Raw genomic sequence first — 25,327 nt, 5'->3', positions numbered from 1 at the left:
GGGTGCATTGATTAAACGATGTTCATTCTTTTCATGTCTACTTCTCCTCAAGGATTTGTGCAAAATAACGCTGGTTTTTAGTTTTTTGTATCTTAAGTACTAGAACAGACGCACTCCACAAGTGCAACATTTCAAGGATTTGCCACATTTAACCCAAGTCTTATCCATTATCTTCTCCTAATTGGTTTAAAAAGGCGTGTAAATGTTTGTATTCTTTTGAGTTTAAATAGCGGGTTTTACCCACAGGCAAGGCGTTTAAGGACACGAAGCCAAAGGCAACCCGCTTTAAGTCCAACACTTCGCGTTTAAAATGTCCGAAAAAGCGACGCAATTCGCGGTTTCGCCCCTCTTGCAAGGTGAGTTTGAGCTTAGAGTAATTGCGGCTGCTTTTGAGCACCACCGCCTGCATGGGGTCGATGTGGATGCTCTCTAGACGGCTTTTTTCATGTGCGCCCTCCTTGTTTGTGCTCTCTAAGCCCATCTCAAAAGCCTCCAGCATGGCCTGCGTCACGCTCCCATTGATTTTCACCAAATAGGTGCGATCCAAGCGGCTATGCATTAAGGCATCCACGACTTTTTTACTATCGCTTAAAAGCAAGAGCCCCATGGACGCGTAGTCGAGCCGCCCTATGGGGGTGAAGTGCCCGAACTTTTTATCCAAGCTGTTAAAAATGACCTTGCGCCCCCGATCGTCCCTATGGCTCACCAGCTCGCCCTTGGGCTTGTGATAAGCGATCACGGTGTAGTGCTCTTGCTCTTTCACCCGTAGCAACTTACCATCGATAAAGATTTTATCGTGGGGAGCAAAGGGCGTGGTGAAGGTGGCTTTGGTGTGCTTGATCTTCACCCGCCCCTGGGCGATCAGGGCATCGGCGGCGCGGCGCGAACAGGGGATGTTGTGGGCTAAAAATTGGTTTAAACGCATTAGTTATCCAGCCATTGGTAGGTTTGAAAGTTTGCTTTAATAGTGGTGTTGACTTTAAAGGCGGTGTTGAAGCGCAGGCGTTTGTTTTGCTCGTAAAAGATCACGGATAGGGCGCGGTTGCCCTTGTGGCTTGCGGCCGCCTCTTTGAGCTTAGAAAACAAGTCTAAAGACACGCTCGTATCCAGCACAATGGATAGGGGGATGTGCTGCTCATCTTGATGCCCGATCACGCAGGAGCTCGGATTGGTGCTGAAGTCTTTGACCACATCCACGGGCTGGATTTCCTCTATGTCCTCTTTTTGGGCTTTGTAGCGCACTTTGGGGATTTTGACTTGCTTGATATTTTCAAAGGTGAAGATCTCCAAGAGGCGCAAACGGGCGACCTCCTCCTGCTCCTCGATCTTGCATTTAAAGGCTAGGGGTAGGTTGATGTCTAGTTGATCCAAGGCGTTTAATTGCTTTTCAAAGAGCATGAGCTCAAAGCGCCCCGAAAAATCCACGATCGCCGCCTCACCATAAGGCTTTCCGCTGTTTTTGCCTATTTTGCGCTTGACATCCAAGATTTTGCCGATGAACACCGCTTGCGAGCCGACCTCCATGCGGGGGATATCCATGCTCTTAGCTACATTTTTAAGACTTTTGATCTGCTCTTTAAACGCATCCAAGGGGTGGCCTGAGAAGTAAAGCCCCATGCACTCGTATTCATAATTTAGCAACGTGTTCGCGTCAAACTCGGGGTATTCCACTAACTCTAAATGCGCCTTTTCCAGCTCTTCGCTCGACATGTTAGCAAACAGCCCCACGCTCATCTGTGCATTGCTCTTGTCCTTTCTGCGCCCTTCATCGCAAATCACATCTAGGTTTTCTAGCATGGTGCGGCGGTTGTAGCCTAGTCCATCTAAACTCCCTGATTTCACCAAAGGCTCTAAAATGCGCTTACTAAACCTTGAAAAATCGATTTTGCTGATCAAATCCTCTAGGCTGGTAAAATTGCCATGTTTTTCACGGATTTCCACCAAAGTGCCTAATGGCCCCTCGCCCGCTCCCTTGATCGCTTCTAGCCCAAAGACAATGTATTTCTTACCCTCCTTATCTTGCACCTTGAATTGTACATCGGAAGTGTTGACATGGGGGCGCGCCACCTCAATGCCCATAGAGCTTGCCTCCTCTACATAGTAGGCGACCGATTCAATGTGGCGGCATTCGCTGCTGAGCATCGCTGCCATGAACTCGTGCTTGTAGTGGGTTTTTAAATAGGCGGTTTGGAAGGTCAGCATCGCATAAGCGGCCGAGTGCGACTTGTTAAAGCCATAGCCGGCAAATTTCACAATCAAATCAAACAGCTCGCCCGCCTTTTGGCCATCAAAGTGGTTGTTGATCGCCCCTTGCACAAATTTCGCTTTGTTATCCGCCATGATTTGTGCGTCTTTCTTACCCATTGCACGGCGGATCAAATCTGCTTCGCCCAAGGAAAAGCCCGCAATGGTTTGCACAATCTGCATGACCTGCTCTTGGTACACGATCGTCCCATAAGTGGGGCGCAAAATGGGCTCGAGCGCGTCAAACATATAGGTGATCGGAGCATTGCCATGCTTGCGATTGACAAAGTCATCTACCATGCCAGACTCCATAGGTCCGGGGCGGCCAAGCGCGATGATGGCGATGATGTCCTCAAAATTGGAGGGGCGTAGCCGTTTGTTTAAGGTTTGAAACATGCCCGACTCGATTTGGAAGATGCCCACCGTGTTGCCCTCTTGGATCGTGGCATAGACTTTCGAGTCGTCCATATCTACGCTCAAAAAGTCAATCTGCTCGTGGCTGTATTTTTCAATGATCTTTAGGGTATCGTGGATCACGGTGAGCGTCTTCAGTCCCAAGAAGTCAAACTTAATAAGATCGATCGCCTCTAGGTATTTCATAGAGTATTGCGTCACAATGCCTCCTGTGCGCTCGCTCATGTAAAGGGGGGATTTATACCACAACTCCCGCTCGCTATCCACCACCAGTGCCGCTGCGTGCTTGCCCGCCGAGCGGTTTAAATTCTCTAGGCGCAAGGAAAAATCCCAAACCTGCTTGGCTAAAGGGTTGCTTTCAATCAAGGCTTGGATTTTAGGCTCGAGCTCAAAGGCTTCTTGCAGGCTGATTCCGAGCCGATTGGGGATGAGCTTTGCCATTTCATCGGCTTGCTTGTAGGGCATGTCCAGCACCCGGGCGACATCGCGGATCACTCCCTTAGCCAGCATTTTATTGAAGGTGATCACCTGAGCAACATTGTACTTGCCGTATTTGGCAATCATGTAATCCAGCATTTCGCCCCGCCGTCTTTGGCAAAAGTCGGTGTCAATATCGGGCATACTCACCCGCTCGGGATTTAAAAAGCGCTCAAACAAGAGATCGTATTTAAGCGGGTCTATGTTGGTGATTTGCAAACAAAAGGCGACCAAACTACCCGCCGCACTGCCTCGCCCCGGTCCCACGGGGATGTTGTTCTCTCTGGCGTGGCGGATAAAATCCCACACAATCAGCATATAGCCCGCAAACTTCATATCGCTGATGACTTTAATTTCGTATTCTAGGCGCTCTGTATAGCGCGCGTGTTGGTTAGGTTCTACAATCTCTAGGCGTTTTTGTAGCCCCCTTCTTGCCTTGTAGGCGAAGTAAGCTTTATCGTCTACAAAGTCTAGCCCCTCCGCCTTGGCGTATTCTTTGGTGAATTTAAAGCGGGGAGGGGTGGGGGGATTGGTGTCGTTTTTAAGATCAATCTCCAAATGGCATTTGTCGGCGATCTCTTGGGTGTGTGCTAGGGCTTCAGGGATATCTGCAAAGAGCCTTGCCATTTCTTCGGGGGTTTTGATGTAAAACTCATGCACGGAGTGTTTGAGCCGTTCGGTGTCGTTTAAGGTCTTGCCCATCGCCACACACATGGCGACCTCCTGGGCTCTTGCGTCCTCTTTGTTGGTGTAGTGGGTGTCGTTTGTGGCGATGATCTTAATGCCCGTTTCTTTAGAGAGTCTAATGACTTGCTCATCAATGGCAAGCTGATCGGCGATGCCATGGCGCATAATCTCCATATAAAAATCGTCCCCGAAGATGTCTTGGTATTCTAGCGCGATGCGCTTGGCCTCTTCATAGCCTTTTGCACCGAATTTCTTATTGCGTGGGTTTTGGTCGTTTAAATGCCAGTTGATCTCACCCTGCAAACATGCGCTTGAGCAAACCAGCCCCTTAGAGCGTTCCCTTAAGATTTTCTTGTTGATGCGGGGGTAGTAGTAAAATCCCTCTAAAAAGGCTTGGGAGCTCAAATACATAAGATTTTGGTAACCCTCTTGGTCCTTAGCGTATAGGCATAGGTGGAAGCGCTGGCGGGATTGCTTGTCGTTTAACTTTTCGGCGTTGTGCAGGTAGGTTTCGATGCCGATGATGGGCTTGATCCCCTCTTTTTTCATGCATGTATAAAAGTCAATTGCGCCAAACATATTGCCATGGTCGGTCATGCTCACACTGGTCATGCCCAGCTCTTTGATCTTTTTGGCCAAAACTTTGATCTTGTTTGCGCCATCGAGTAAAGAGTATTCGGTGTGTAGGTGTAGGTGGGTATAGTTTTGCATAGGCTCCCTTTATCTAAACACTATTACATACAAGGGCTTAAAAATCAAAAGAGCTAGCTGAGACTTCACACGGTACAAAGGTAAATGCTTGATAAGTGTAAAGCGCGCATCTTTGCTTAAAAAAGTAGGCACGCCCTTAGCATCGCAGCTTTGGTGGCAATGGTGGCCATCGCAATACTCTTGCAGGGGGGCGATTTTGAATTTAGCTTTAGATGTTAAAGAATTGTGGATAAAAAACATATTCACACCTCTTTTATCGCACCCCACGAATATATAACCCTTTTATTGCCCTAAAGCGATCAAGGCTTGGATTGCTCGCACCAAAATGCAACCCGCTGTAATGCGCCTTGTAGCACTCAAAATCAGGACGGTAGGGCACACTCGCACACAAATCCGGACAAAAAACGGCGTAAATTCGATGATGACAATGGCGGGCTGGATACAAGTGATGGCCTCCCAAGCAAAATAATCCACCCCATCGATGTCAAGGCTGAACACCGTCACATTGTCGAGTTTTCTAGATTGTAAGTAGTCTTTTAAGGCCCATTAATGTTCTCTTTGGTGATGAAGGTACACCAAGCCTCTAGGTCATAAAAACAAAAAATATCCTGCCCCCTAATGCACTGAATGTTTGCAACGCTTCCGTCTATCACAAGCCCAATAAAATTGCGCTTTTGCAATAAAAAGCAGGTGTTGGATTCGGTGTAATCCTGCACACCAAACTCAATAAATGCCCGTGGGTAGGTAGAATCGGGACTATCCAACCCCAAAACTTCAATGAGACAATCTAAAATCCCATCTTCGCCATTTTGCGAAGACACACTGAACTCGAAATCGCGGATGTCGATCTCACCCCCCCACCCCCATATAAAGCTGGCGGTGTTGCAAGCTGAGAATTTGGGCGAAGAGGATGGCGGATTGCTCCATTTTGCGCAAAGCTTTAGAAGTAGAATATTTTCTAAAAGGGTTTAAAACCCAAGAGACACTGGCTTTAAGTTTGGCTCTAATCAAGTTCTGTTTTTGCTGTGTTCATGTGTTGCCTTTAGCATAAGGGTCATGCTAGGATAGTGGGGCTTAAAAATCAAAGGGCTAGCCCCTCTCTCCCCTCTGCACCTTTAGGGCTTGGCACCGCTCGCTTCAATGCTTTTTTAGTTCAAATGGTTTGGGGCTTGGTTATATGGTTTGGCTTGGCTCTCATGGATGGCTTAGGTAGATATTTGGGGGGCAACCACAAAACCAATCGCTCCACACTCAAAAACCCAAGGCAAGAGATCGTTTTGCCGCCACAAGATTGCCACAGCTTAAGAGTTGCCCCTCAAATGAACCAAGCAAGGCGAGTCACTTCAAATTCCCCATGTCCGTCACCTTGCCCCACATGAGGCGGTATTTGCGCTTCATAAACTCCACCTCTTCGCGCACCCTATCTAACTCTTCTTGCAGTAGGGCAATGGTTTTTTTGTCCTCATCGTAGATTTCTTGCATGGAGATCAGAGCTTCTTTAAGCAGGGTGTTTTCGTTCTTGTAGGCGGCGATGGTCTCATCTTTAGCCCCCACGACTTTATCGTGCAGACTTAAAATAGTGTTGATGGTCTTTTCCACATAGACGGGGTCTGTGGGGGTGTTTTCTAGTAGGGTAGGATAACCTGCCTTAGCCGCCACTAGGCTTTTTCCACTCCCCCTTTTAGCTAAAATTTGCGCCGCGCTGTGTAAATCCACCCAAATTTTTTCAGCGTCATGCTTGCTGTCGATGCTTTGATCTTGTATGAGTGCTAGCACCCGCTCTTTAGGCAGTTTAGATACAGCAACAAATTCGTCTAACTCAATCCAAGTTTTCTCGGGTTGTTTGTCCATCTTCAACCTCCGCGCAAAGTTTTAACCGCCTTTTGGAGTCTGTCTAAGAGATGGTCTAGGTCTTCAAGGCTGTGGGTGTAGTGCAAACTCACGCGTAGCCACCCCGGGGTCTGCCCCTTGGCTTTGAGCGTGCAAAAACGGCTATCCTGCAGGCCCAATAAATCGTGCCCATAAGGCCCGGCGCACGAGCAGCCCGCCCGCGTTTCAATGCCATAGGTGTAGCTAAGTAGGGGGGCTAAGTCATAGCAAGAAACCCCGATCGCATTAAACGCCACATTACCCACCCTTTTGGCCTGCAAAGAGCCGTAAATGTTTAAAGCGGGGATGTCTTGCAAGCCCTGCATGAAGACTTTAGTGAGCATGCTCTCTCTACGGCTAATGTAACTTGTGCCTAGCTCGTTTCTTAATTGTAAGGCTAAAGCCGCCCTTAAAAGGGGGATGAGCGCATAAGTGCCCACTTCTTCGCGCAAGTGCGGGTCTGTGATGTATTCGTGGGTGCTGCGGCTCACATAGGACACCACGCCCCCGCCGCTAAAGCTGGGGGGTAGGCTCGTGTCAATGAGCGATTTTTTCAACGCCAAAAGCCCACAACTGCCCACCCCGCCTAAAAATTTATGCGTCGCCACAAAGCATGCGTCTAGCGGGATGGGGCCTAAGTTGTCATGCGGGGCAAAGGCGGCCAAGTCAAAGGCTAAAAGGGCGTTGTGTGTTTGACAAAGTTTAGCAATTTGTTCAAAGGGCACAATGAGGCCGGTTACATTGGACGCTGCCCCTACGGACACGATTAAAGGACGCTCTTTGGGGTGTGCTTCTAAGAGTTTGGCAAAGTCCTCTAGGCAGAATAGCCCCATTTCATCGAGTTTAACGCGCACCACCTCACACAACCCCTCTCGCCAGCTCACTTCATTAGAATGGTGCTCGTAGGGTCCCACGATGACTTTAGGCAAGTTGAGCCCCTGCAGCTCGCCTAGCCTTTGGCGGCTCTTGGGGGGCAAGTAGATGCCTAAAATCTCTTGCAGCCGTTTAATAGCATAGCTCGCCCCAAAACCGGCACTGAGCACCAAAAAGTCCTCACTCAGCCCCAAAAATTTACGGATGTTTTCCTTGCAGTGTAAATAGACCAAGTCCATTAAATGGGCGTGTTTAGACATGCCAGAGTGGGCGTTGGCATAGTAGGGCAAGAGCTTAGCCACCCGTTTTTCCACTAAAGTAGAAGCTAAGCCCGAAGCCGTCCAATCAAAGTAGCGCGCCCCACTTTTAAGCACCACGCTTTGGCGGATGTGCTCCAGTTGCTCTTGTTTGCTCCCTTCAGGCAGAAGGGGGGCAAAAATGCTGTTTAAAAACTTATCTTGGGCTTTGTCTAAAAGAGTTTTGGCCATGCAAGCTTTGCGCCCCCTAAAATGTGAAAATGCAAGTGGGGGACTTCTTGTCCGCCATCGCTGCCAACATTGGTGATGAGCCGATACCCGCTCTCTTTGATCCCTAGTTTCTCCACGACCTCTAAAATAAAGCCGCTCATTTGGGCCAAGAGCTCGGGGCTAGCGGCGTTAAAATCCTTTACGCAAACCTTGGGAATCACCAGCACATGCACGGGGGCTACTGGGTTGATGTCGTGAAACGCCAAAAATTGGGCGTTTTCTAGGACTTTTTGGCAGGGGATTTCTCCAGCCACGATTTTTTCAAACACATTTGCCACACAAAACCTTTAGAATTTCTGTTTATTATAGCTGATTTTGCGCTATTCTTGCGCTTTAAAACTCGTAGCTCAAATACGCCGTAACTGAGCGGCCAGGTGCTGGCTGGTAGCCTGTGGGGCTGGTGCCAATGCCCCTAAAGTAGTATTTCATGTCAAAAATATTATTCACTTGCAAGCTGCCCACAATCTTGTGCCGCCCGCTTTTCCAAAAAACTTGGCTGATTTGGATGTTCCACACCCAATACCAAGGCAAGAGCCCCACGCTGTTACAGCCATAGCTCACGCCCCCCGTTTTAGCCCCACTTAAGGGAAAGCACGCCGTCTGCGTGTGGGCTTGATTGAGCATAGACGAGTAGGCACGGCTATAAAAGTAGCTAGACAGTCCGATGGTGGTGTATTTATAGGTGTAGGTCGCCCCTAAAATGAATTGATGGGGGCTCACATAGGGCAGTTGCTTACCCTTGATGTCAAAGGGGTGATTGACGATGCCCTCAAACCATTTGGTTTCATCTAGGGCGTTGTTGGTAACCACCGCATTAATGTAGGTGTAGGCCACATGCAAGTTTAGCCCCCTTATGGGGGAGTAGTAAAGCTCTAGCTCCACGCCCTGACTTCTAGCATCCACGGGTCCGGGGCTGTAGCCGCCTGAGTAATAATTTTTGGCAAAAATTAAGAAGTAATTGGCGTTGAAGCTCAATTTATCTTTGTAAGTGTAGCGGCTGCCAAACTCCATTTCGTCAAAAAGTTGGTTGTAATTGCTCGAATACAGCGCAATCATGCGATTTTGCGGGGGGATAAAACTGCGGCGGTAGTTGCCATAAAAGAGCCAACCATCCATAGGCTTGTAACCGATGTTTAAGGCCGGACTCCACTCGCTTTGGTGGGTTTTGATGGTTTGCATGCTTGTGTAATCGGGCTTAAGGGGCACTTTGCGCTCATAGTTTAAAAAGGTGTAGCGCAGGCCCGGGGTGAGCACAAACTTGCCCTTGAAAAACTCTAATTTGTCGCTCAAATACAAAGCGGTGTAGTTATTGTCCATGTCTTGGCTAGATTTTAAAAGGGGTGTGGCGGGGGGCATTTGGCATTTGCCGCTAACTAAAGTTTTACAGGTAGATTGCATGGGGGCCATGACAATGTCGTTGGTCATGAAACGCAGGCCGAAGTTTAAATGTTGGGTTAAGTGCTTGGTGGCGATGTGTAAATTGACATTGGGTTCGATGGCGTTTAAGAAAAAGTGGCGGGCGTGGTTGACGATGAAAAAGCCGGGGTAGTTGTCGTTGGTGTAGACAAGCCCCCTAGTGGGGTTGGTGTTGACATTAAGGTAGTTGGAGTCAAATTGGAAATCGCGACTCATGGCATGGCCGTAGTAGGTGAGGGTGAAATCTCCGCCTAGTTTAGACTCATCGCCGAAGAAGTTTTTATACACCACGCCCCAGCGGTTTGCGTCCCCGCTCTTGGTGTTGTGGGGGCGGTTGTTTTGGAAGCGATTGGTGTCGTAGGCACTGGGGGCTAAGGACCCAGGGTCGGTTAGGAAAAATTTATAGTATTGGTAGTAAGTCGTGATTTTGTTGTTCTCATTGATTTGGTAAAGCCCGTCAAGCATGTAGTTTTGGATGGTTGTGGGGCTGTTGTAACGGAAACCCTGCCCCGTGATGTAATTCGCCTGCGCTTGGATGCCCACGTATTTGTTAAACATGCCCCCCGTTTTTAGGTAGGTGTTGTATAAAAAGTTGTTGCCTATGCTTTTATTTGCCGGGCCACTGCTAGAAGTGATGAAGCCCCCGTTAGAACGTCCCCAAAAGGTGGTGCGCTCAGCGATTTGGTTGCTCCATTTTGTGGGGATGGGCTTGGTGATGATGTTGATGACCCCCCCAAAGGCATTAGGCCCATAGCGCACACTCTCGCCCCCCTTGGTAACGCTGATGCGATCCACGGATTGGAAGGTTACAGGGAAGATCGAAATGCCGATGAGCGCATAGGGGGCAACATAGATGGGGATGCCATTGACCAACACTAGCCCTGTGTTGCTGTGCCCCGGGCTGCCTCCTCCAAAGCCGCGGATCGAAAAGCTGGGCATCGCCCCCGTGCCGCTGAAGTTGCGGATATGCACCCCGGGGACATTTTGCAGGGCTTCTTCCACGCTTTGGTTGGCCTGCTGGGTGAGTTGCTTGTGCGAAATCACCGTGCGGCTGCCTAGATAGTTCTTCACTCCCGGGCTTTGCCAGCTTAGGGGGGCCTCTTCGTGGCTTACGCGTTGGGTGGTTTGGATTCTTTGTAAACGCTTAGTGGGGATAGCATGCAATATGAGGGCTGCGCTGCAAAACAAGGCGACTTTTCTCAAAATGACTCCAAAAATGCGATTTATTTTCATTCCAGCACCCCCCACCTTAGAACTTATACAGATACACCACATTGAACATTTGGGAGGTTTCAAAGCGTTTAGAGGCGAGAAGGGTCTTGTTGGTGGGTAAAATTTTAAAGCCCACTTCGATACGGTGCTTGGAAAAGAGGGTTAAGGCCACCCCCGCTTGGATGATGAGTCCAAAGGTCTTGATCTCTTGTTTGTTGCGCATCTGAAATTGGTCGTTGTCCATGTAGATCACCGCCCCACCGCCCACACCCGCATAAAAGCCCAAGAAGTGCTTGTAAGAAGGGGTGAGGCTAAACTCAATGGGGATTTCTAAGCCCGCTGAGGCCACACCATAGAAGGAGTTGGTGTGGGGGTTGTTGGCTTGCCAGTTGATTTCAGAGGTAGCTAAATCCAAAGCGGCAAAGACCTTGAGCCCAATGAAGTTTGAAAAGTAGCTCTGATACCCCCCTTTAAAGCTCAAAATCACGGGGAAGGTTTGGCTCTTGCCTTGTTTGGTATCCTTTTTGATGTCGATCATGCCAAACCCTATGCCAAAGAACCCGCCGTCCTTGGCCCTGCGTTGCTTTTGTTTGTTTTGCAGGCGTTGGTAGAGTTCTTCCTCTTTGTGTAGGGATTGTAAAAATTTTTTAGAGTCTGTTTGGGCTTGCAGGGGGGGGACTAGCCAAACAATGCCAAAGCAACACAGCAAGAACCCCAAAAAGCGCATGAAATTGATATTTACCCCGAATAGTGTATAATCGCTTATCATAACATAAAATGGTGGTTAAGATGCTCTGGCTTTTAGCGCACAAGGGGGAGTTTTGCTAGACCAAAGTACAGCCTATGTCCAAGCTCAGACCTTGGTTTTGCAGGGAGATTGGGATTTTAAAACTTCGGCGCGTGCGCTCTCTCAGTTGAAGAACATTTTAAAAGACGCACCCCCCATCGAGGCGATCGATTTTCAAGGGGTGGGAAGTTTGGATTTTGTGTTTCTCATGTTGCTCTACGATTTATTGGGGCGGCGCAAACCCCGCTTTGTCAATCCTAGCACCTACAACACCCGGGTGTTGGAAGTTGTGGAGAGTTGGGTTCGGGCAAATCCGAGCATTTTAAAGGAAGAGCATGTTTCGCGGGTGTTTAAAAACCCCCTAGAGCACCTAGGCCGAGGGGTGACTTCCTTTTATAACACCTTGCTCAACACCTTTAATTTCTGTGGAATGGTGATTTATTTTGTGGGGCTAGCCTTCATCCGCCCCAAGTCCATTTGCTGGACTCCGCTCATCTACCACATCAACGAGAGCGGGTTTAAGGTCTTGCCGGTGAGCATTTTGACGGTCTTTGTGGTGGGCTTTGCGGTCGCTTTGCAAGGGGCGATGCAATTGCAAGGAATGGGTTTTCCGATGATGAGCATTGAGATGACGGCGAAGTTGTCTTTAAGAGAAATGGGGCCCTTCATTTTGGCGTTGGTGGTGGCGGGGCGTAGCGCGTCTAGTTTTACCGCCCAAATTGGGGTGATGAAGATCACCGAAGAGCTGGATGCGATGAAGACAATGGGACTTAACCCCTTTGCCTTTTTGGTGCTGCCTAGAGTGCTCGCCTTGATGATCGCCATGCCCTTGATGGTCTTTTTAGCGGATGTCTTCTCCATTTTAGGAGCGATGATCGCTATTAGGTACCAGTTGGGCGTGGACTTTGCGCACTACATCGCCCGCTTGCACGAAAATGTCGGGGTGTCGCATTTCTTTATCGGGCTGATCAAAGCCCCCTTTTGGGGTTTTGCGATCGCTTTGGTGGGGTGTATGCGGGGCTTTGAAGTGAAGGGCGACACCGAGTCGGTGGGCAAGCTCACCACGATCAGCGTGGTGAATGCGCTGTTTTGGATCATTTTCTTGGATGCCGCTTTTTCGGTGATCTTTGGGAAGCTCAATGTCTAACTCTTTAATCTCGGTTGAAAATATCCACACCGCTTACGGGGATCGCATCATCCATAGAGGCGTGAGCTTTAGCGTGGATAAGGGAGAGGTGATGGCGATCTTGGGGGGCAGTGGGAGTGGCAAAAGCACGCTTTTAAGGAGCATGATTTTATTAAACCGCCCCATTAAAGGCACGATCAAACTCTTTGGCACAGACATTTGGAAACTGAAAGAGCGGGAGCGCAATAAGATTTTTCAACGCATTGGGGTGTTGTTCCAATTTGGTGCGCTTTACAGCTCGCTCACGGTCTTAGAAAATGTGGGGGCGATGCTAGAAGAATACAGTCATTATCCCCAGCACAATATCATCGAGATCGCCAAAATGTGGCTCGAGCGTGTAGGACTAAATAAAAACACCTACTACCTTTATCCCTATGAACTGAGTGGTGGGATGAAAAAGCGCGTGGGGCTAGCCCGAGCGATGGCGACCAACCCGGATATTTTATTCTTAGACGAACCCACCAGTGGGCTGGATCCCTACTCCGCCGATAAGTTTGACGACTTGATCCACTCACTTAAGGAGTCCTTACAGCTCACGGTGGTGATGATCACCCACGATTTAGACTCGGTAAAAAACACGGTGGATCGTTTTATCATGCTCAAAGACGGCCTCATTGACTTTGACGGCACTTTACAGGATTTCGTGCTGCACACGCACGAGCACCCGCTTGAAGAGGGTAATTTGTTTAATTCTACACGAGGAGAGAAGTTTTGGAAAGGCATGTGAACTACACACTCATCGGGGGGATTTTCTTGGCCTTTGTGGTGTGTATGGTGTTTTTCATTTTATGGCTAGGCCATGTTAATTTAGAGGATAAAAAATACCTAAGCTATGTGGTTTACACCGATAAAGATTTGGGCGGGATCGGGACAAACACTCCTGTTAACTACAAAGGTATCCAAGTGGGGTCTGTGCGCCAAGTGGGTTTTGACAAGGTACATTTAGGGGTGGTGAAGATCACTTTACGCATTTTAGGGCGGGTGCCCGTGCGTAAAGACTCCTCGGTCAAGGTTGAATCGCAAGGCTTGGTGGGGATGAAGTATTTAAGTTTGATCCAAAGTGATTCTCAAGAGTTTTACACCGAGAAAGACAGCGAGCGCATACTCAACTACCAACAAAGCTTTTTAGAGCAACTGGCTGGCAATGCTGGGCACATCTCTAATGAGGTGCTCTACATCATCCGTGCCATCGATAAAATCCTGGATGCCCAAAACATTAAAAACATCAGTAAAATCATCGCCTCTATCCAAAAAGCCACGCAAGGGCTAGACAACACCCGCCTCGCCCTAGACACGGTGCTTAAAAACGCCACCATCACCCTTAAAAAAGGCGATGCCCTCGTGGACAATGGAGATGTGCTCGTCAAACACACCGATCAGCTCATCCAAGATATCGATGCCAAAGTGCGTGACAAACAATACGACTTTAAAACCATGCTCTCGCCCCTCATCATGCAAATGCAGCTTAGTCTGCGCCACATCGATAACTTCGTACAAAAGGGTTCAAGTTTGATGGATAAATTCGATGCCAATCCCTATAAAACCATCTTTGGGGATCGAAAATGAAGGCAAAATTTGGACTCTTCACCCTGCCCTTGCTCTTTACGGGCTGTTTGAACCTCAACTTAAAACAGAACTTGCCTGATTTTAAAGACTACGATTTGAGTGTGGGGGCCATAGAACAACAGAGTTGTAAGGATAATTTTAGTGTGGGCTTGTTGGAGGTTTTAGCTGCGGATTTATACAACACCAAGTCCATTGTACGGCGCAGCAGCGGGGGACAGATCACCTATGCCAAGGGACAGAGATTCGCTGACTTGCCCACTAAAATGCTCAAAAATCTGCTTTTGCTCCAAGCTCCTAAACACTGCGTGGCGGTGTCGCTCACCCCCTATGCTGAAACCACGACCACCCTACAAATCAATATCTTAACCTTTGCACTTTTAGACAACAAGGCTGAGATCGTATTGGACTACACCCTAAGTAAGGGCACTAAGGGCAAACACGGGCGCATCATCCAACGACAGCAGGCCGGGCAAGAGGAGGCATCCCAAATCCAAGCACTGCAGAGTGTAGTGCTTAAAGCCATTGGCCAGCTTTTAGAGCAAATCAAACCGCAAAAGGAATGATATGCCGCAAAAAAATGACATGCCCAAGGCTTTTGAAGACGACCGCAATGAAAAGGAAGCTCTCGAGGAGGAATTAGATAAGGGCTTGGATACCAAAGCCAACCTAGAAACCTACCAAGAATATTTAATCAAAGCCAACCAAGCCTATAAAGAGCAGGACTACCCAAGTGCCCTAGAAAACTTCACCAACGCGGCCAATTTGGGCAGTGCACGGGCACTGGTGGGGCTGGGCGTGGTTTATGCAGGGGGCAAGGGCGTGGAAAAAAATGACGACAAGGCCCTGCACTACTTCCAACAAGCAGCGGACTTGGGCGATAGCCAGGGGTATGTGAATCTAGGTGTGATGTATGACCTAGGGCGGGGGGTGAAAAGAGATTGCCAAAAGGCACTTTATTACTTCCAAAAGGCGGCGGATTTGGAGGACATACACGCCTTAAACCACATCGCCCTAATATTTCGCACCGGTAAGGGGGTGGGGGTGGATTACCAAAAAGCCATTGAATATTATAAAAAGGCGGCCAATTTGGGCAGTGTCAAGGCATTGGTGAGTCTTGGTACAATGCATTACGAGGGGCAGGGCATGGCTAAAAACAGCACGAAAGCCCTGGACTACTTCAAAGAAGCAGCAAAGTTAGGTGATGCCAAGGCCTTTTACAACCTGGCCATCATGGTTGAGAGCGGGCAGGGCATGGCTAAAAACAGCACGAAAGCCCTAGAGTTTTTAAAAGAGGCCGCCAAGCTTGGCTTTGCTAAGGCGACCTACACTCTAGCAGCTATGTATGAGATCGGGGAGGGGGTGGATCAAAACATGAAAGAGGCGATCAAGCTCTACCAAGAGGCGGGCAGCATGGGCGACTCGGAGGCGCTTTGCAGTTTAGCCACCTTGTACCGCACGGGTAGGGGGGGCGTGGAGCAGGACAAATTTAAGGCTCTTGCCTATTACCAACAAGCTGCAGATTTGGGCGATGTCAATGCGATGGGCAATCTAAACGCGATGGAAGATCAAACGGTTGAACAAAAGGCACAAACACTTTACAATTTAGGCGTGGTCTATGCCAGCGGGGATGGCATGCCCAAGGATGAAAAGAAAGCCTTAGAATACTTTAAAAAGGCCGCAAACTTGGGTTACGCCAAGGCTTACTACAACTTAGGCGTGATTTACAGCGGAGGGCTTGGGGTGAAACAGGACTACGCCAAGGCATTTGAATGCTTCCAAGAGGCGGCAAAACTAGGCGAGGCGAAGGCTTATTACAACTTGGGGCTGATGTGCGAATACGCCAAGGGGGTGGAAAAAAGCATGCCACAGGCCATCCGCTATTACAAACAGGCGGGGGCTTTGGGCAACGCGAGTGCGATGCACCATTTGGGCACGCTCTATCATGTGGGCAAAGCCGTGCTCAAAGACCCCCAAAAGGCATTCAGTTATTTTCGCGAGGCGGCACGGCTAGGCTCAGTCAAGGACTGCTACAACTTAGGCGTACTTTATAGCAAGGGTGAGGGGATAGAAAGAAACACCCGCCAAGCCCTAGATTACTTTGAGCAGGCGGCTAATTTGGGTAGCTCGGACGCGATGTATAACATGGGTGTGCTCTACTACCAAGGCGAAATGCAGGATTTAGACAAGGCGATCGAGTGCTTCAGGCGGGCACAAAAGATGGGCAATATCCGGGCGCGCCAAACCTTAGCGTCCTTATTCTCCACCACTTAACTAGAAAAATATACCTTAAAGACATTGCAAAAGATGTGGGGGTCCTGGGTGGGCTGGCTCTCAATTTCTAGGCTAAAACCATAGCGTATACAAATTTGCTGCACCAAGTCTAGCCCGATCCCATAGCCCTTTTTCTCACGATCTAGGCGGATGTAGCGCTCGGTTAATGCCTTGAGTTTGGATTCAGGGATGGCTGCCCCGCTGTTAATCACCTGCAAACAATCGTTTAAAAGCACCTTGACAAAGCCCCCGGGGTGGTTGTATTTGAGGGCATTCATCAAAAGATTGCTCACCAAGGTGGCAATATCCTCTTCACAGGCCTTAAAGGTTTTAGACTCAAGCTGGCTTGTGAGGCTCACATGGTAAAAATGCGCCATTTGCTCTAAGGCGGCGATTTGCTGCGCCACTAGGCTTTTTAAATCCAGCAATCTAGGCTCTTCTTGGCGTAATTCTTGAAAATAGAGATACGCTAGGCACTCGTAAAGGTGGGAGATGCGTTTAGCACTGGCTAAAATGCCCAACACCTTGGGGTCGTTGGTTTGCTGATAGAAAGCCTTGGCGGTGATGAGTAGGGCGGCGATTGGGGTGTTGAGCTCGTGGGCGATGTTTTGGCTAAAGGTGTTGATGCGGCTGCGCTCACTGGCTAGGGGCTGTAAAAACAGGCGAGCTAGAAAAAAAGAGAGTATCCCTACACAGGCAAACACCCCTAAAAACACCAAAAACACACGGCGGTAAAGGGCGGCGAACAAATGCGTGGGGTGCTGCTCTTCTAAGATCACCAAATCCACGCCCAAATGCCCAAAGATCTTGTTGTCTACTAAGTAAAAGGTGTTGTCTTGGTCTAAAAACACGGGAAAGGGTCCGTCCTTGCCAAAGAAAGCCAAACTCGTAGCATTGCCAAATTCATGGTTATAGAGCACATGCCTAGCCGCATCCAACAGCACAAAATGCAAGTGGCTGTATTTGTGGGCTAAGGTCTTGAAAGGCTCGTCCCAATTGTGCATGTGGGCTTGGATGATGTCTTGTGTGAGTTGGTTGCTTTCACTTTGTAGACGCGCTTGGGTGTTTTCTAAAAATATGCTCTTGGCGTTGTGCAGGAACAAGAGGGCGATGAAGACAATGAGCACAAAGGATGAGCCCAAATACAGCCCCACAAACCGGAGCAAGGATTGCTTTTCATGGGTGTTGAGTTTCATGGAATTTTTAAACAATAGCCTAACCCCTTGATGTTTTGTAAACACTCTTTGCCTAAGAGTTTTCGTAAATTTTTAATGTGGCTACGCAGAGTTGAGCTCTCCACACCCTCATAGTCCCACACATTGGCGATGATTTGCTCACTGGCGAGAACTTGGTTTTTGTGGCGGATGAAAAACTCCAACAGCCGTTTTTCTTTAGGGCTTAAGAAATGGGGCTTGTCGGTGTATAAGACCCCGTTTTCATAAAGGCACTCGGAGTTGATCTGCAACTTTGGGGGGGCAAGCAAACGCTCCATACGCAGGCGCAACTCTTCTAAGTCAAAGGGCTTTTTTAAATAGTCGCTCGCCCCCACACCAAAGGCTTGACGCAGGGCGTGGATGTCGCCACGCACACTGATGAAAATCGCGGGGGTGTTGATGCTTAAATCCCGCAAAGTTTCTAACAGCTCAAAACTATCGCCCTCGGGCAGTTGCACATCTAGGAGCAAGAGATCAAAGCTTTGCTGGCCTAAAATCTCTAGGGCTCTAGCTTGGTTATACGCCCCCACCACTGCAAAGCCCGCATGCTCTAAAAACTCTGCTAGGGCCTTATGCAATAAAAAATCATCTTCTAGCAAAAAAAGCGTTTTCATAGCGGGTATTCTAACATTTTTTGTTATATAGCGGGGGTTTTGTGTTAAAATATCGATCTGCCTTGCAACAAGATAAACAAAAGGAAAAAGGATTTTCATGCCAAACATTTTTAAGTTTTCTCTCTGTACTTTGCTCGCCCTAAGCGTGCCCTTAAGCGCTCAAAAGAAAATGGATAGCGTGGGGCTCATTAAAAAAGCCCTAGAAGCGAACTTAGTCCCCATGCCCACCGGCAAGGATTTAGACAAGTATTTGGAACAAAGGGTGCGGGAATTGGGCTTGAAGTACAAGGGAGCGGTGATGACCAAGGGGCAGATTGAGCTGGGCAAAAAGCTCTATTTAGACCCTAGAATCTCCACTTCCTATTTGATCTCTTGCAACACTTGCCACAATTTGGGGCTGGCTGGGGTGGATTTGGTGTCTAGGGCTGTCGGCGAGGGCTGGAAGCCCAACCCACATTTTTTAAACTCCCCCACCGTGTACAACTCTGTTTTTAATGCCGTGCAGTTTTGGGATGGGCGGGTGGCACACCTAGATGAGCAGGCTAAGGGTCCCATCAGTAACCCCGTAGAGATGAACGCCGATCCTAAAGTTGTGGAGGAAAAAATCAACTCCATGCCCGGCTATGTCAGGGCCTTTAAGCGCGCCTATGGCAACAATATTAAGATCGATCTCAACCTCATTACAGACACGATCGCCATGTTTGAAGCGACTTTGGTAACCCCTAGCCGCTACGATGACTTTTTAAGGGGCAACACCAAGGCACTGAGCCACCAAGAGCAAGAGGGCTTAAGAGTGTTCTTAGATAAGGGCTGTGTGGGTTGCCATAATGGCATTAACTTGGGCGGGATGATGCAGCCCTTCCAAGTGGCCGCACCCTATAAATTCGCCAATGTGGGCGACTTCAAGGGGGATAAAAATGGCATGGTAAAAGTCCCCACTTTGCGCAATGTCCTAGAAACCATGCCCTACTTCCACAATGGGCAGTACTGGAATATCAAAGACGCGATCAAAGAGATGGGTGCGATTCAGCTAGGCACCACCATCAACGACGAGGAGGCAACAAAAATCGCCACCTTCTTCAACGCACTGACGGGTAAAAAACCCAAAATCATTTACCCAGAACTGCCCGTGATGAGCGCGAGTACCCCAAAACCAGAGGGGATCATGGAGGGCGATAAGAAACCCGCTAAGCAACCCACGCACTAATTTAAGCGCAACTGGGGTATAATGCTCGCTTTATTTTGCAAAAGGAGCATTCATGGCTAGAAGATGTATGTTGAGCCACAAGGGGCCTATGGTGGGTAACCGCGTGAGCCACGCCAACAACAAGAACAAGCGGCGTTTATTGCCTAATTTACACACCATCCGCGTAACCCTAGAGGATGGTACAAGGCAAAAAATCAAGGTCGCCGCTTCCACCCTAAGGACCATGCGCAAAAGCAACTAGGCGGGCTTGACCCGCCCCCCAATGCTGCAAAAAGTCAAAGGATTCCTCTCTTCTGTTAAGAAAAAGAAAGTCAAGGCGGATTACAATTTAAACGCCGAGATTTACGAGCAGTTTGAGGTCTTTAGACTCCCCTTAGTCTTGATCCAATGCTTCGTGTTGGTGGGGACTTTGGGCTATTTAGCCCTAGAAGATTACACCCTCATCCAAGCCTTTTTCCAAACCACTTACACTTTTACTTCTACGGGCTTTGGGGCGCTCAATGAAAGCCATTTTGGCACAATCAGCGTCTTTTTCACTTCGATCATCATGTTTTGCGGTACGGGGGTCGTTACCTTTAGTGTCGCCGTTTTAATCAGCGTCATCAACAAGGGCGTTTTATCTAGGCTCATTCGGGAGAAAAAAATGATTTACAAAATCGCAAGACTCAAAAACCACTATGTCATCTGCTACCACAATGAATACACCATCGAGCTGAGCAAACAATTTCGAAGCGCACAGATCCCCTTTGTGGTAGTGGATAATAAGGAGGGGTTTGAAGAGGAGGCGATCAAGCATAAATACCCCCACTACATCGTGGGCGACCCGCACACCAACCTCGCCATGCTCAAAACCCATCTAAGCAGTGCAAGAGGGGTCGTGACCTTCTCAGAGGTTTTGCCCGTCAATGTGGCGTTGATTGTGAGTGTACGGCTCTTTGAAAAGGAGCTCAGGCGCAAGCCCTACTATGTGATCGCCAGTGCCCACACCGATGAAGGTTTGGAGAAATTAAAGAAACTTGGGGCAGACAGCGTGGTCTCGCCCACAAAGCTGATGGCACAAAGGGTGAGCGCAATGGCGATCCGCCCTGACATGGAAAACATCCTAGAAAAGTTTATTTATAAAAAAGACACCTTGCTCGACCTAGAAGAGGTGATCGTGCCTAAAGAAAGCTGGCTGGTGCAGCGCAAACTCAAAGAGGCGCACTTTAGGGAGATCACCAAAGTTTTTATCATCGGCATTATCCAAAAAGACGGGCGTTATATCCCCATGCCCGATGGGGAGGCGATCATCGCCAGCGAGTCTAAACTTTTAATGATCGGCACTTCTGAGGGCGTGGAAAAGTCCAAATCCTTCATTTTGCAACACCAAAGACCCATGGAAATGGACTACATCACCCTATAAGCCCCCACTAGGGTTTTTTGGCTATAATAGACAAATGAAACCACACTTGCCCCTTTTTTGTGTCCTTTTTTGCTCTTTAAAGGCACTCACGCCTTACCATAAGGGGTATGTACAGCTACTCACAGAGGACGATGGCTACATCAACCCCTACATCGACCGCTACTATACCGCTGGCACACGCATCGGCTGGGTGAGTAAGGAATACGACTTTACAAAAAAGTCGCCTATGGCATGGGCGCGCTTTGTGAGCTTGCAGGGCAAGAAAGAGAGAGAAACCCGCTTTAATATCTACCTCACCCAAGACATGTATACGCCCACGCTCGCTAATCGCAGGCGGTTAGTGCCCTTAAGGGGGGAGCATTTATATGGGGGGTGGTTGCGTTTGAACTTTGGGATTTTTCAAAGAAGCGCACACTCTTTAGAGCATGCCAGCGTGAGTTTTGGCATGGTAGGGCCTTCTTCTTTGGCTGCGCAGACGCAAAATTTGATTCACACTTGGGGGCATGACCCCAAGTTTTTAGGCTGGAATAGCCAAATTAAAAACGAATTTATCTTTGAGCTGAACTACACTTGGATACAAAAGCTTGACTTTTATAAAAGCCGGTTTTTCAGTATAGACATGCTCCCGGCCGCCAGCTTTAGCTTAGGCAACGCCTTGACGAATTTTAACTTAGGCACGACCTTGAGGGTGGGTTATAATTTAGAGGCCGACTTTGGGCCTAACCAAGTGCATAGCAATTTTGCCGGGGGCGAGCCTTACAGCAACCGCTTTTCTTTCTATGTCTTTGCCGGGGCGATGGGTTCTTTCCAGCCCCTAGATATTTTCGTGCAGGGCAACGACCCACAAACGCACAACATCACCCAGCTGCCCTATTTTCTTTACAACGCCCAAGTGGGGGTGGCGATCCTTTACAAAGGGTGGCGTTTTGCCTTCAGTGCCATTGACCTTAGCAAAACCTTTAGAAACCAACGCCAAAACCACAACATTGGCAGTATAGAATTGGACCTAGCTTTTTAATGCGTAAAAAATTCATGTTCATTTTACTCGGGATGGGTGGGCTTTTATGTATGTTGCTTTTAGGCGTGGGCTTGAAACTCAGCGGCGATGTCAAGCGTAAGCTAGAGCAGAGTTTAAATAGGCTTGCGGTAAATATCCACGCCAAGCCCTTTAAATGCCATGGGTTTAAAAACATTGTGTGCCAGAGCGTGGGTGTTGCGGGGCACACGGGGGCGATTCAAGTCGCCCTAGAGGAAGTTAAGGCCAATGCCTTGCGCTTTAAACTAGATATCCCCACCATCCACGCCAAACAGGCGTGGCAGCCCACGAGTGCGCATTGCCTTTTAGACTTGAGCCTCAAAGACACCCTCATTGGGCAAAATGCATGTGAGCTTAAAAACCTTAAAGCCACCTATGAGTTTTCTTTAAGTGCCCGCTTTAAAGAGGGCAACAAACCTGTGAGTCTCAAAAATCTCTTAGGTAAAGATGCACCCACAAAGGACTTAGAGGTTTTAGTGGAGCGGCTGGGCTTTAAGGTGTCTTCTAAAGACATGCGCTCTTTGCTCTACCCACTGCTGCAAAAAAGCGGGGACATTAACAACCCTCACTTTGACACGCATGCCTACGATAAAGCCTTGAAAGAAATCGCCCGCTCGTTTAAAGGCACGATTTTAGTCGGGCTCTTGGTGGCTGGACTGCAAGATGAGGTAGCTAAGGCGAACGATTTATCACAAAAGTTCTTGGACTTTGCGAACAACAAACGGGATTCTGTGGGCTTTGAACTTCTCAATAAAAACGCCCCCTTCATGCGTTGGACAGATTTAAGAAATTTTAAAGAAATTTGGGCGTACCTACCCCACTTCAGCCTTAAAGTGTTGCCATGAAACGCATTTTACAGGCGTGGCTGTATTCTAAAGCGGGGCTCAAGGCGGCGTTTAAGGACGAGCCCGCCTTTAGGCAGGTGCTTGTCTTGGCGTTGGCGGGTTTTTTGGGGGCGTGCTTTGTGGCACACAGCTTTACACAATTTACGCTGCTCGTATTGCCCGGGGCGTTGTGCCTCATTGTGGAGCTGTTAAACAGCGCGATTGAAAACGCCGTGGATTTCACGGGTACACACCAGCACCCCTTAGCCAAAAAAGCAAAAGATATGGGCAGTGCGGCGCAGTTTGTGGCGTTGGTGTTTTTTATCCTTGTATGGGGGGGTTATTTTGTCTTTTAGGAGCGTTTATGGAAGTTAAAGATGTCAAAATTGAGGAGTCGTTACAAGAGAGTTATTTAGACTACTCAATGAGCGTGATTGTCGGGCGGGCTCTGCCGGACGCTAGAGATGGGCTAAAGCCCGTGCATAGGCGGATACTATATGCCATGCACGAATTGGGCTTAAGCGCACGGGTGCCTTATAAAAAGAGTGCGCGCATTGTGGGGGATGTGATCGGTAAATACCACCCGCATGGCGATAGTGCCGTGTATGAAGCTTTGGTGCGCATGGCACAGGATTTTAGCATGCGCTTGCCTCTAGTGGATGGGCAGGGCAACTTTGGCTCGATCGATGGAGACAACGCCGCGGCGATGCGTTATACCGAAGCGCGCATGGCAAGTGCGAGTGAGGAGTTGCTAAGAGACATTGAAAAACAGACCGTGGATTTTAGCGACAACTACGACAGCACGCTTAAAGAACCCGACATTTTGCCTAGCCGCTTGCCTAATCTCTTGATCAATGGCTCTAGTGGGATTGCTGTAGGGATGGCAACTTCTATCCCCCCGCATCGCCTAGATGAGATCGTAGACGCTTTAATTTGCGTGCTTGAAAACCCCCAAGTGGAGCTACTAGAAATTTTAGACATTGTGCAGGGGCCGGACTTTCCCACGGGGGGGGTGATTTATGGCAAGGCAGGGATTTTAGAGGCGTATAGCACGGGCAGGGGGCGCATTAAGGTGAGGGCGAAAACCCGCTTTGAGAAAACGGGCAGCCGAGAGAGCATTATCATAGAAGAAATCCCCTACCAAACAAATAAAGCAAAGTTGGTGGAGCAAATCAGCGAGCTGGCTAAAGAAAAAATCGTAGAGGGGATTGCTGAGGTGCGCGATGAATCCGATCGCGAGGGGGTGCGCGTGGTGATCGATCTTAAAAAGGACGCGGTGGCGCAGATTGTGTTAAACCATTTGTATAAGTCCAGCAACATGGAGAGCACCTTTAGCATGATCATGCTCGCCATTTACAATAAAGAACCGCGTATTTTCACGCTATTGGAGCTTTTAAAACTCTTCTTATTACATCGAAAAACTATAGTCATTCGGCGCACGATTTTTGAGCTTGAAAAAGCAAGGGCAAGAGTGCATATTTTGGAGGGCTTGCTTGTAGCTTTGCAAAACAGCGAGGCGGTGATTGCGCTCATTAAAGGCAGTGCCGACACTTTGGGGGCTAAAGAGGCTCTAGCTAAAGCGCATGATCTAAGTGAAGAGCAGAGCAAGGCGATTTTAGAAATGCGCTTGCAGAGGCTCACAGGGCTAGAGCAGGAGAAAATCCAGCAAGAACATACAGAGTTGCAAGAGCAGATCGCCTATTTGCAAGGCATTTTAGAGCATGCCGACAAATTAAACGCCTTGATTAAAGAGGAGCTTTTAGAGATTAAAGAGAAATTTAGCACCCCACGAAAAACCCAAATTGAGGAGGATTACGAGGGGCTAAGTGCCGAGGATTTGATCGCGCACGAGGATATGGTCGTGACCGTGAGCCATCGAGGCTATGTGAAACGCATGCCCTTAAGGGTGTATGAACAGCAAAAACGCGGGGGCAAGGGCAAAATCTCGGGCAACACGCATGAGGACGACTTCATTGAGTTTTTCTTCAGCGCGAACACGCACGACACAATTTTATTTGTGACGAACATGGGGCAGCTTTATTGGCTAAAGGTCTATCGCATCCCTGAAATGGGGCGCAATGCCATTGGCAAGGCTTTGGTGAATTTAATCGATTTGCAGCCCGGTGAGCGCATTAAAGCCACGCTTGCTACAAAGGATTTTAGTCCCGATAAATCCTTAGTCTTTTTCACCAAAAAGGGCTTGATCAAACGGACAAATTTAAGTGCCTTTGGGCGTGTCCGTGGGGGGGTGCGTGCGATTGTGCTTGATGAGGACGATGCGCTCGTTACCGCGCAGATTTTAAGCTCCAACACCCAAGAGCTGTTCATGGCAAGCTCTAAGGGGCTTTGTATCCGCTTTGGCATAGAGGAGGTGAGACAAATTGGGCGGGTGGCTAGAGGGGTGATTGGCATGCGCCTTCGAGCCGGCGATGAGGTGATTGGCGGGGGTGTGATCTCTAGCGAGCAAGAGAAGTTGCTTAGTGTCAGCTCTAAGGGGATGGGCAAGCAGACTTTAGCGGGGGCTTACCGTCTGCAAGGGCGAGGCGGTATGGGCGTGATCGCCATGAAAATCACACCCAAAACGGGCGATTTGGTCGGCATTGTGAGCGTGGATGAGAGCCAAGATTTAATGCTGTTGACCAAGAGTGGCAAGATGATCCGCATGCCTATGGATAGCATCCGCGAAACGGGGCGCAACGCTAGCGGTGTAAAACTTGTGAGTGTGGAGGGCGATGGCGTGGTTTATACCAACACTTGCCCGAAAGAAAATGAAGTGGAATAGGGCTTTTT

At 48.7% G+C, this 25,327-nt stretch carries 23 protein-coding genes; 12 read left to right on the top strand and 11 right to left on the bottom strand.

Translation table 11 applies throughout. The features are described from left to right. Positions 1-160: 160 nt before the first annotated feature. The 9 genes from AOG36_RS03125 to AOG36_RS03080 form a co-directional block, all read right to left on the bottom strand. A complete protein-coding gene (locus AOG36_RS03125) occupies positions 161-925 on the bottom strand; it encodes a pseudouridine synthase (protein WP_053825471.1) in 765 nt (254 codons plus the stop codon). Next, on the bottom strand, positions 925-4,533 hold the full coding sequence (gene dnaE, locus AOG36_RS03120; RefSeq protein ID WP_053825470.1) for a DNA polymerase III subunit alpha: 3,609 nt from the start codon (positions 4,531-4,533) through the stop codon (positions 925-927). The genes AOG36_RS03125 and dnaE overlap by 1 nt, the downstream gene beginning before the upstream one ends. 282 nt (positions 4,534-4,815) lie before the next feature. Continuing rightward, on the bottom strand, positions 4,816-5,037 hold the full coding sequence (locus AOG36_RS03110) for a hypothetical protein (RefSeq protein WP_053825468.1): 222 nt from the start codon (positions 5,035-5,037) through the stop codon (positions 4,816-4,818). Positions 5,038-5,069: 32 nt separating this feature from the next. Next, entirely contained in the window at positions 5,070-5,354 is a 285-nt protein-coding gene (locus AOG36_RS03105) for a hypothetical protein (RefSeq protein WP_015106388.1), read from the bottom strand. 517 nt (positions 5,355-5,871) lie between these two features. Next, complete coding sequence (locus AOG36_RS03100; RefSeq protein WP_015106386.1) at positions 5,872-6,384, bottom strand: DUF3972 domain-containing protein; 513 nt, start codon at positions 6,382-6,384, stop codon at positions 5,872-5,874. Positions 6,385-6,386: 2 nt separating this feature from the next. Next, entirely contained in the window at positions 6,387-7,763 is a 1,377-nt protein-coding gene (locus AOG36_RS03095; protein ID WP_015106385.1) for an aminotransferase class V-fold PLP-dependent enzyme, read from the bottom strand. Beyond that, positions 7,745-8,080 (bottom strand): histidine triad nucleotide-binding protein, encoded by a 336-nt coding sequence (locus tag AOG36_RS03090; protein ID WP_015106384.1) that lies wholly within the window; start codon positions 8,078-8,080, stop codon positions 7,745-7,747. The genes AOG36_RS03095 and AOG36_RS03090 overlap by 19 nt, the downstream gene beginning before the upstream one ends. Positions 8,081-8,135: 55 nt before the next feature. Next, complete coding sequence (locus tag AOG36_RS03085) at positions 8,136-10,451, bottom strand: TonB-dependent receptor family protein (protein WP_202903434.1); 2,316 nt, start codon at positions 10,449-10,451, stop codon at positions 8,136-8,138. Positions 10,452-10,467: 16 nt separating this feature from the next. Beyond that, a complete protein-coding gene (locus AOG36_RS03080) occupies positions 10,468-11,157 on the bottom strand; it encodes an outer membrane beta-barrel protein (RefSeq protein ID WP_015106382.1) in 690 nt (229 codons plus the stop codon). Positions 11,158-11,251: 94 nt separating this feature from the next. Between AOG36_RS03080 and AOG36_RS03075 the strand changes: the two genes are divergently transcribed. Genes AOG36_RS03075 through AOG36_RS03055 form a run of 5 tightly spaced genes read left to right on the top strand, consistent with a single transcriptional unit; the run spans position 11,252 to position 16,240 of the window. Next, the gene (locus tag AOG36_RS03075; RefSeq protein WP_015106381.1) at positions 11,252-12,364 is read left to right on the top strand and encodes an MlaE family lipid ABC transporter permease subunit; all 1,113 of its coding nucleotides are present in this window, start codon (positions 11,252-11,254) and stop codon (positions 12,362-12,364) included. Further along, complete coding sequence (locus AOG36_RS03070; RefSeq protein WP_370696090.1) at positions 12,345-13,130, top strand: ABC transporter ATP-binding protein; 786 nt, start codon at positions 12,345-12,347, stop codon at positions 13,128-13,130. The genes AOG36_RS03075 and AOG36_RS03070 overlap by 20 nt, the downstream gene beginning before the upstream one ends. Next, positions 13,115-13,969 (top strand): MlaD family protein, encoded by an 855-nt coding sequence (locus AOG36_RS03065; RefSeq protein ID WP_053825467.1) that lies wholly within the window; start codon positions 13,115-13,117, stop codon positions 13,967-13,969. Before AOG36_RS03070 ends, AOG36_RS03065 begins: the two co-directional genes overlap by 16 nt. Further along, a complete protein-coding gene (locus AOG36_RS03060) occupies positions 13,966-14,532 on the top strand; it encodes an ABC-type transport auxiliary lipoprotein family protein (RefSeq protein ID WP_015106378.1) in 567 nt (188 codons plus the stop codon). The genes AOG36_RS03065 and AOG36_RS03060 overlap by 4 nt, the downstream gene beginning before the upstream one ends. 1 nt (position 14,533) lies before the next feature. Further along, on the top strand, positions 14,534-16,240 hold the full coding sequence (locus tag AOG36_RS03055) for an SEL1-like repeat protein (RefSeq protein WP_015106377.1): 1,707 nt from the start codon (positions 14,534-14,536) through the stop codon (positions 16,238-16,240). Here AOG36_RS03055 and AOG36_RS03050 read toward each other — a convergent pair. Then, entirely contained in the window at positions 16,237-17,451 is a 1,215-nt protein-coding gene (locus AOG36_RS03050; RefSeq protein ID WP_015106376.1) for a sensor histidine kinase, read from the bottom strand. The two genes, AOG36_RS03055 and AOG36_RS03050, sit on opposite strands and share 4 nt — an antisense overlap. Next, the gene (gene crdR / locus AOG36_RS03045) at positions 17,433-18,068 is read right to left on the bottom strand and encodes a copper response regulator transcription factor CrdR (protein WP_053825571.1); all 636 of its coding nucleotides are present in this window, start codon (positions 18,066-18,068) and stop codon (positions 17,433-17,435) included. The genes AOG36_RS03050 and crdR overlap by 19 nt, the downstream gene beginning before the upstream one ends. A gap of 169 nt (positions 18,069-18,237) precedes the next feature. Here crdR and AOG36_RS03040 point away from each other — a divergent pair, with 169 nt between their 5' ends. Genes AOG36_RS03040 through gyrA form a run of 7 tightly spaced genes read left to right on the top strand, consistent with a single transcriptional unit; the run spans position 18,238 to position 25,319 of the window. Next, positions 18,238-19,275, top strand: a complete 1,038-nt coding sequence (locus tag AOG36_RS03040) for a cytochrome-c peroxidase (protein ID WP_231850711.1) — start codon at positions 18,238-18,240, stop codon at positions 19,273-19,275. Positions 19,276-19,327: 52 nt separating this feature from the next. Beyond that, positions 19,328-19,516, top strand: a complete 189-nt coding sequence (gene rpmB, locus AOG36_RS03035; protein WP_053825465.1) for a 50S ribosomal protein L28 — start codon at positions 19,328-19,330, stop codon at positions 19,514-19,516. Between the two features lie 21 nt (positions 19,517-19,537). Next, positions 19,538-20,677, top strand: a complete 1,140-nt coding sequence (locus AOG36_RS03030) for a potassium channel family protein (protein ID WP_053825570.1) — start codon at positions 19,538-19,540, stop codon at positions 20,675-20,677. A 34-nt stretch (positions 20,678-20,711) separates the two neighbouring features. Further along, positions 20,712-21,695: a lipid A deacylase LpxR family protein gene (locus AOG36_RS03025; protein ID WP_015106369.1), complete on the top strand. Its 984-nt coding sequence runs from the start codon at positions 20,712-20,714 to the stop codon at positions 21,693-21,695. Continuing rightward, positions 21,695-22,558, top strand: a complete 864-nt coding sequence (locus AOG36_RS03020) for a hypothetical protein (protein WP_053825464.1) — start codon at positions 21,695-21,697, stop codon at positions 22,556-22,558. The genes AOG36_RS03025 and AOG36_RS03020 overlap by 1 nt, the downstream gene beginning before the upstream one ends. Continuing rightward, a complete protein-coding gene (locus AOG36_RS03015; protein ID WP_053825463.1) occupies positions 22,555-22,893 on the top strand; it encodes a diacylglycerol kinase in 339 nt (112 codons plus the stop codon). The genes AOG36_RS03020 and AOG36_RS03015 overlap by 4 nt, the downstream gene beginning before the upstream one ends. Positions 22,894-22,901: 8 nt before the next feature. Then, positions 22,902-25,319, top strand: coding sequence for a DNA gyrase subunit A (gene gyrA, locus AOG36_RS03010; protein ID WP_015106366.1), 2,418 nt, complete (start codon positions 22,902-22,904; stop codon positions 25,317-25,319). The last annotated feature ends 8 nt before the right edge of the window (positions 25,320-25,327 follow it).

Origin of the sequence: Helicobacter heilmannii (assembly GCF_001283065.1) — a bacterium.
GTDB lineage: Bacteria > Campylobacterota > Campylobacteria > Campylobacterales > Helicobacteraceae > Helicobacter > Helicobacter heilmannii.
The sequence above is the reverse complement of the archived record's forward strand: the minus strand, read 5'-3'. Positions and strand labels throughout refer to the sequence as shown.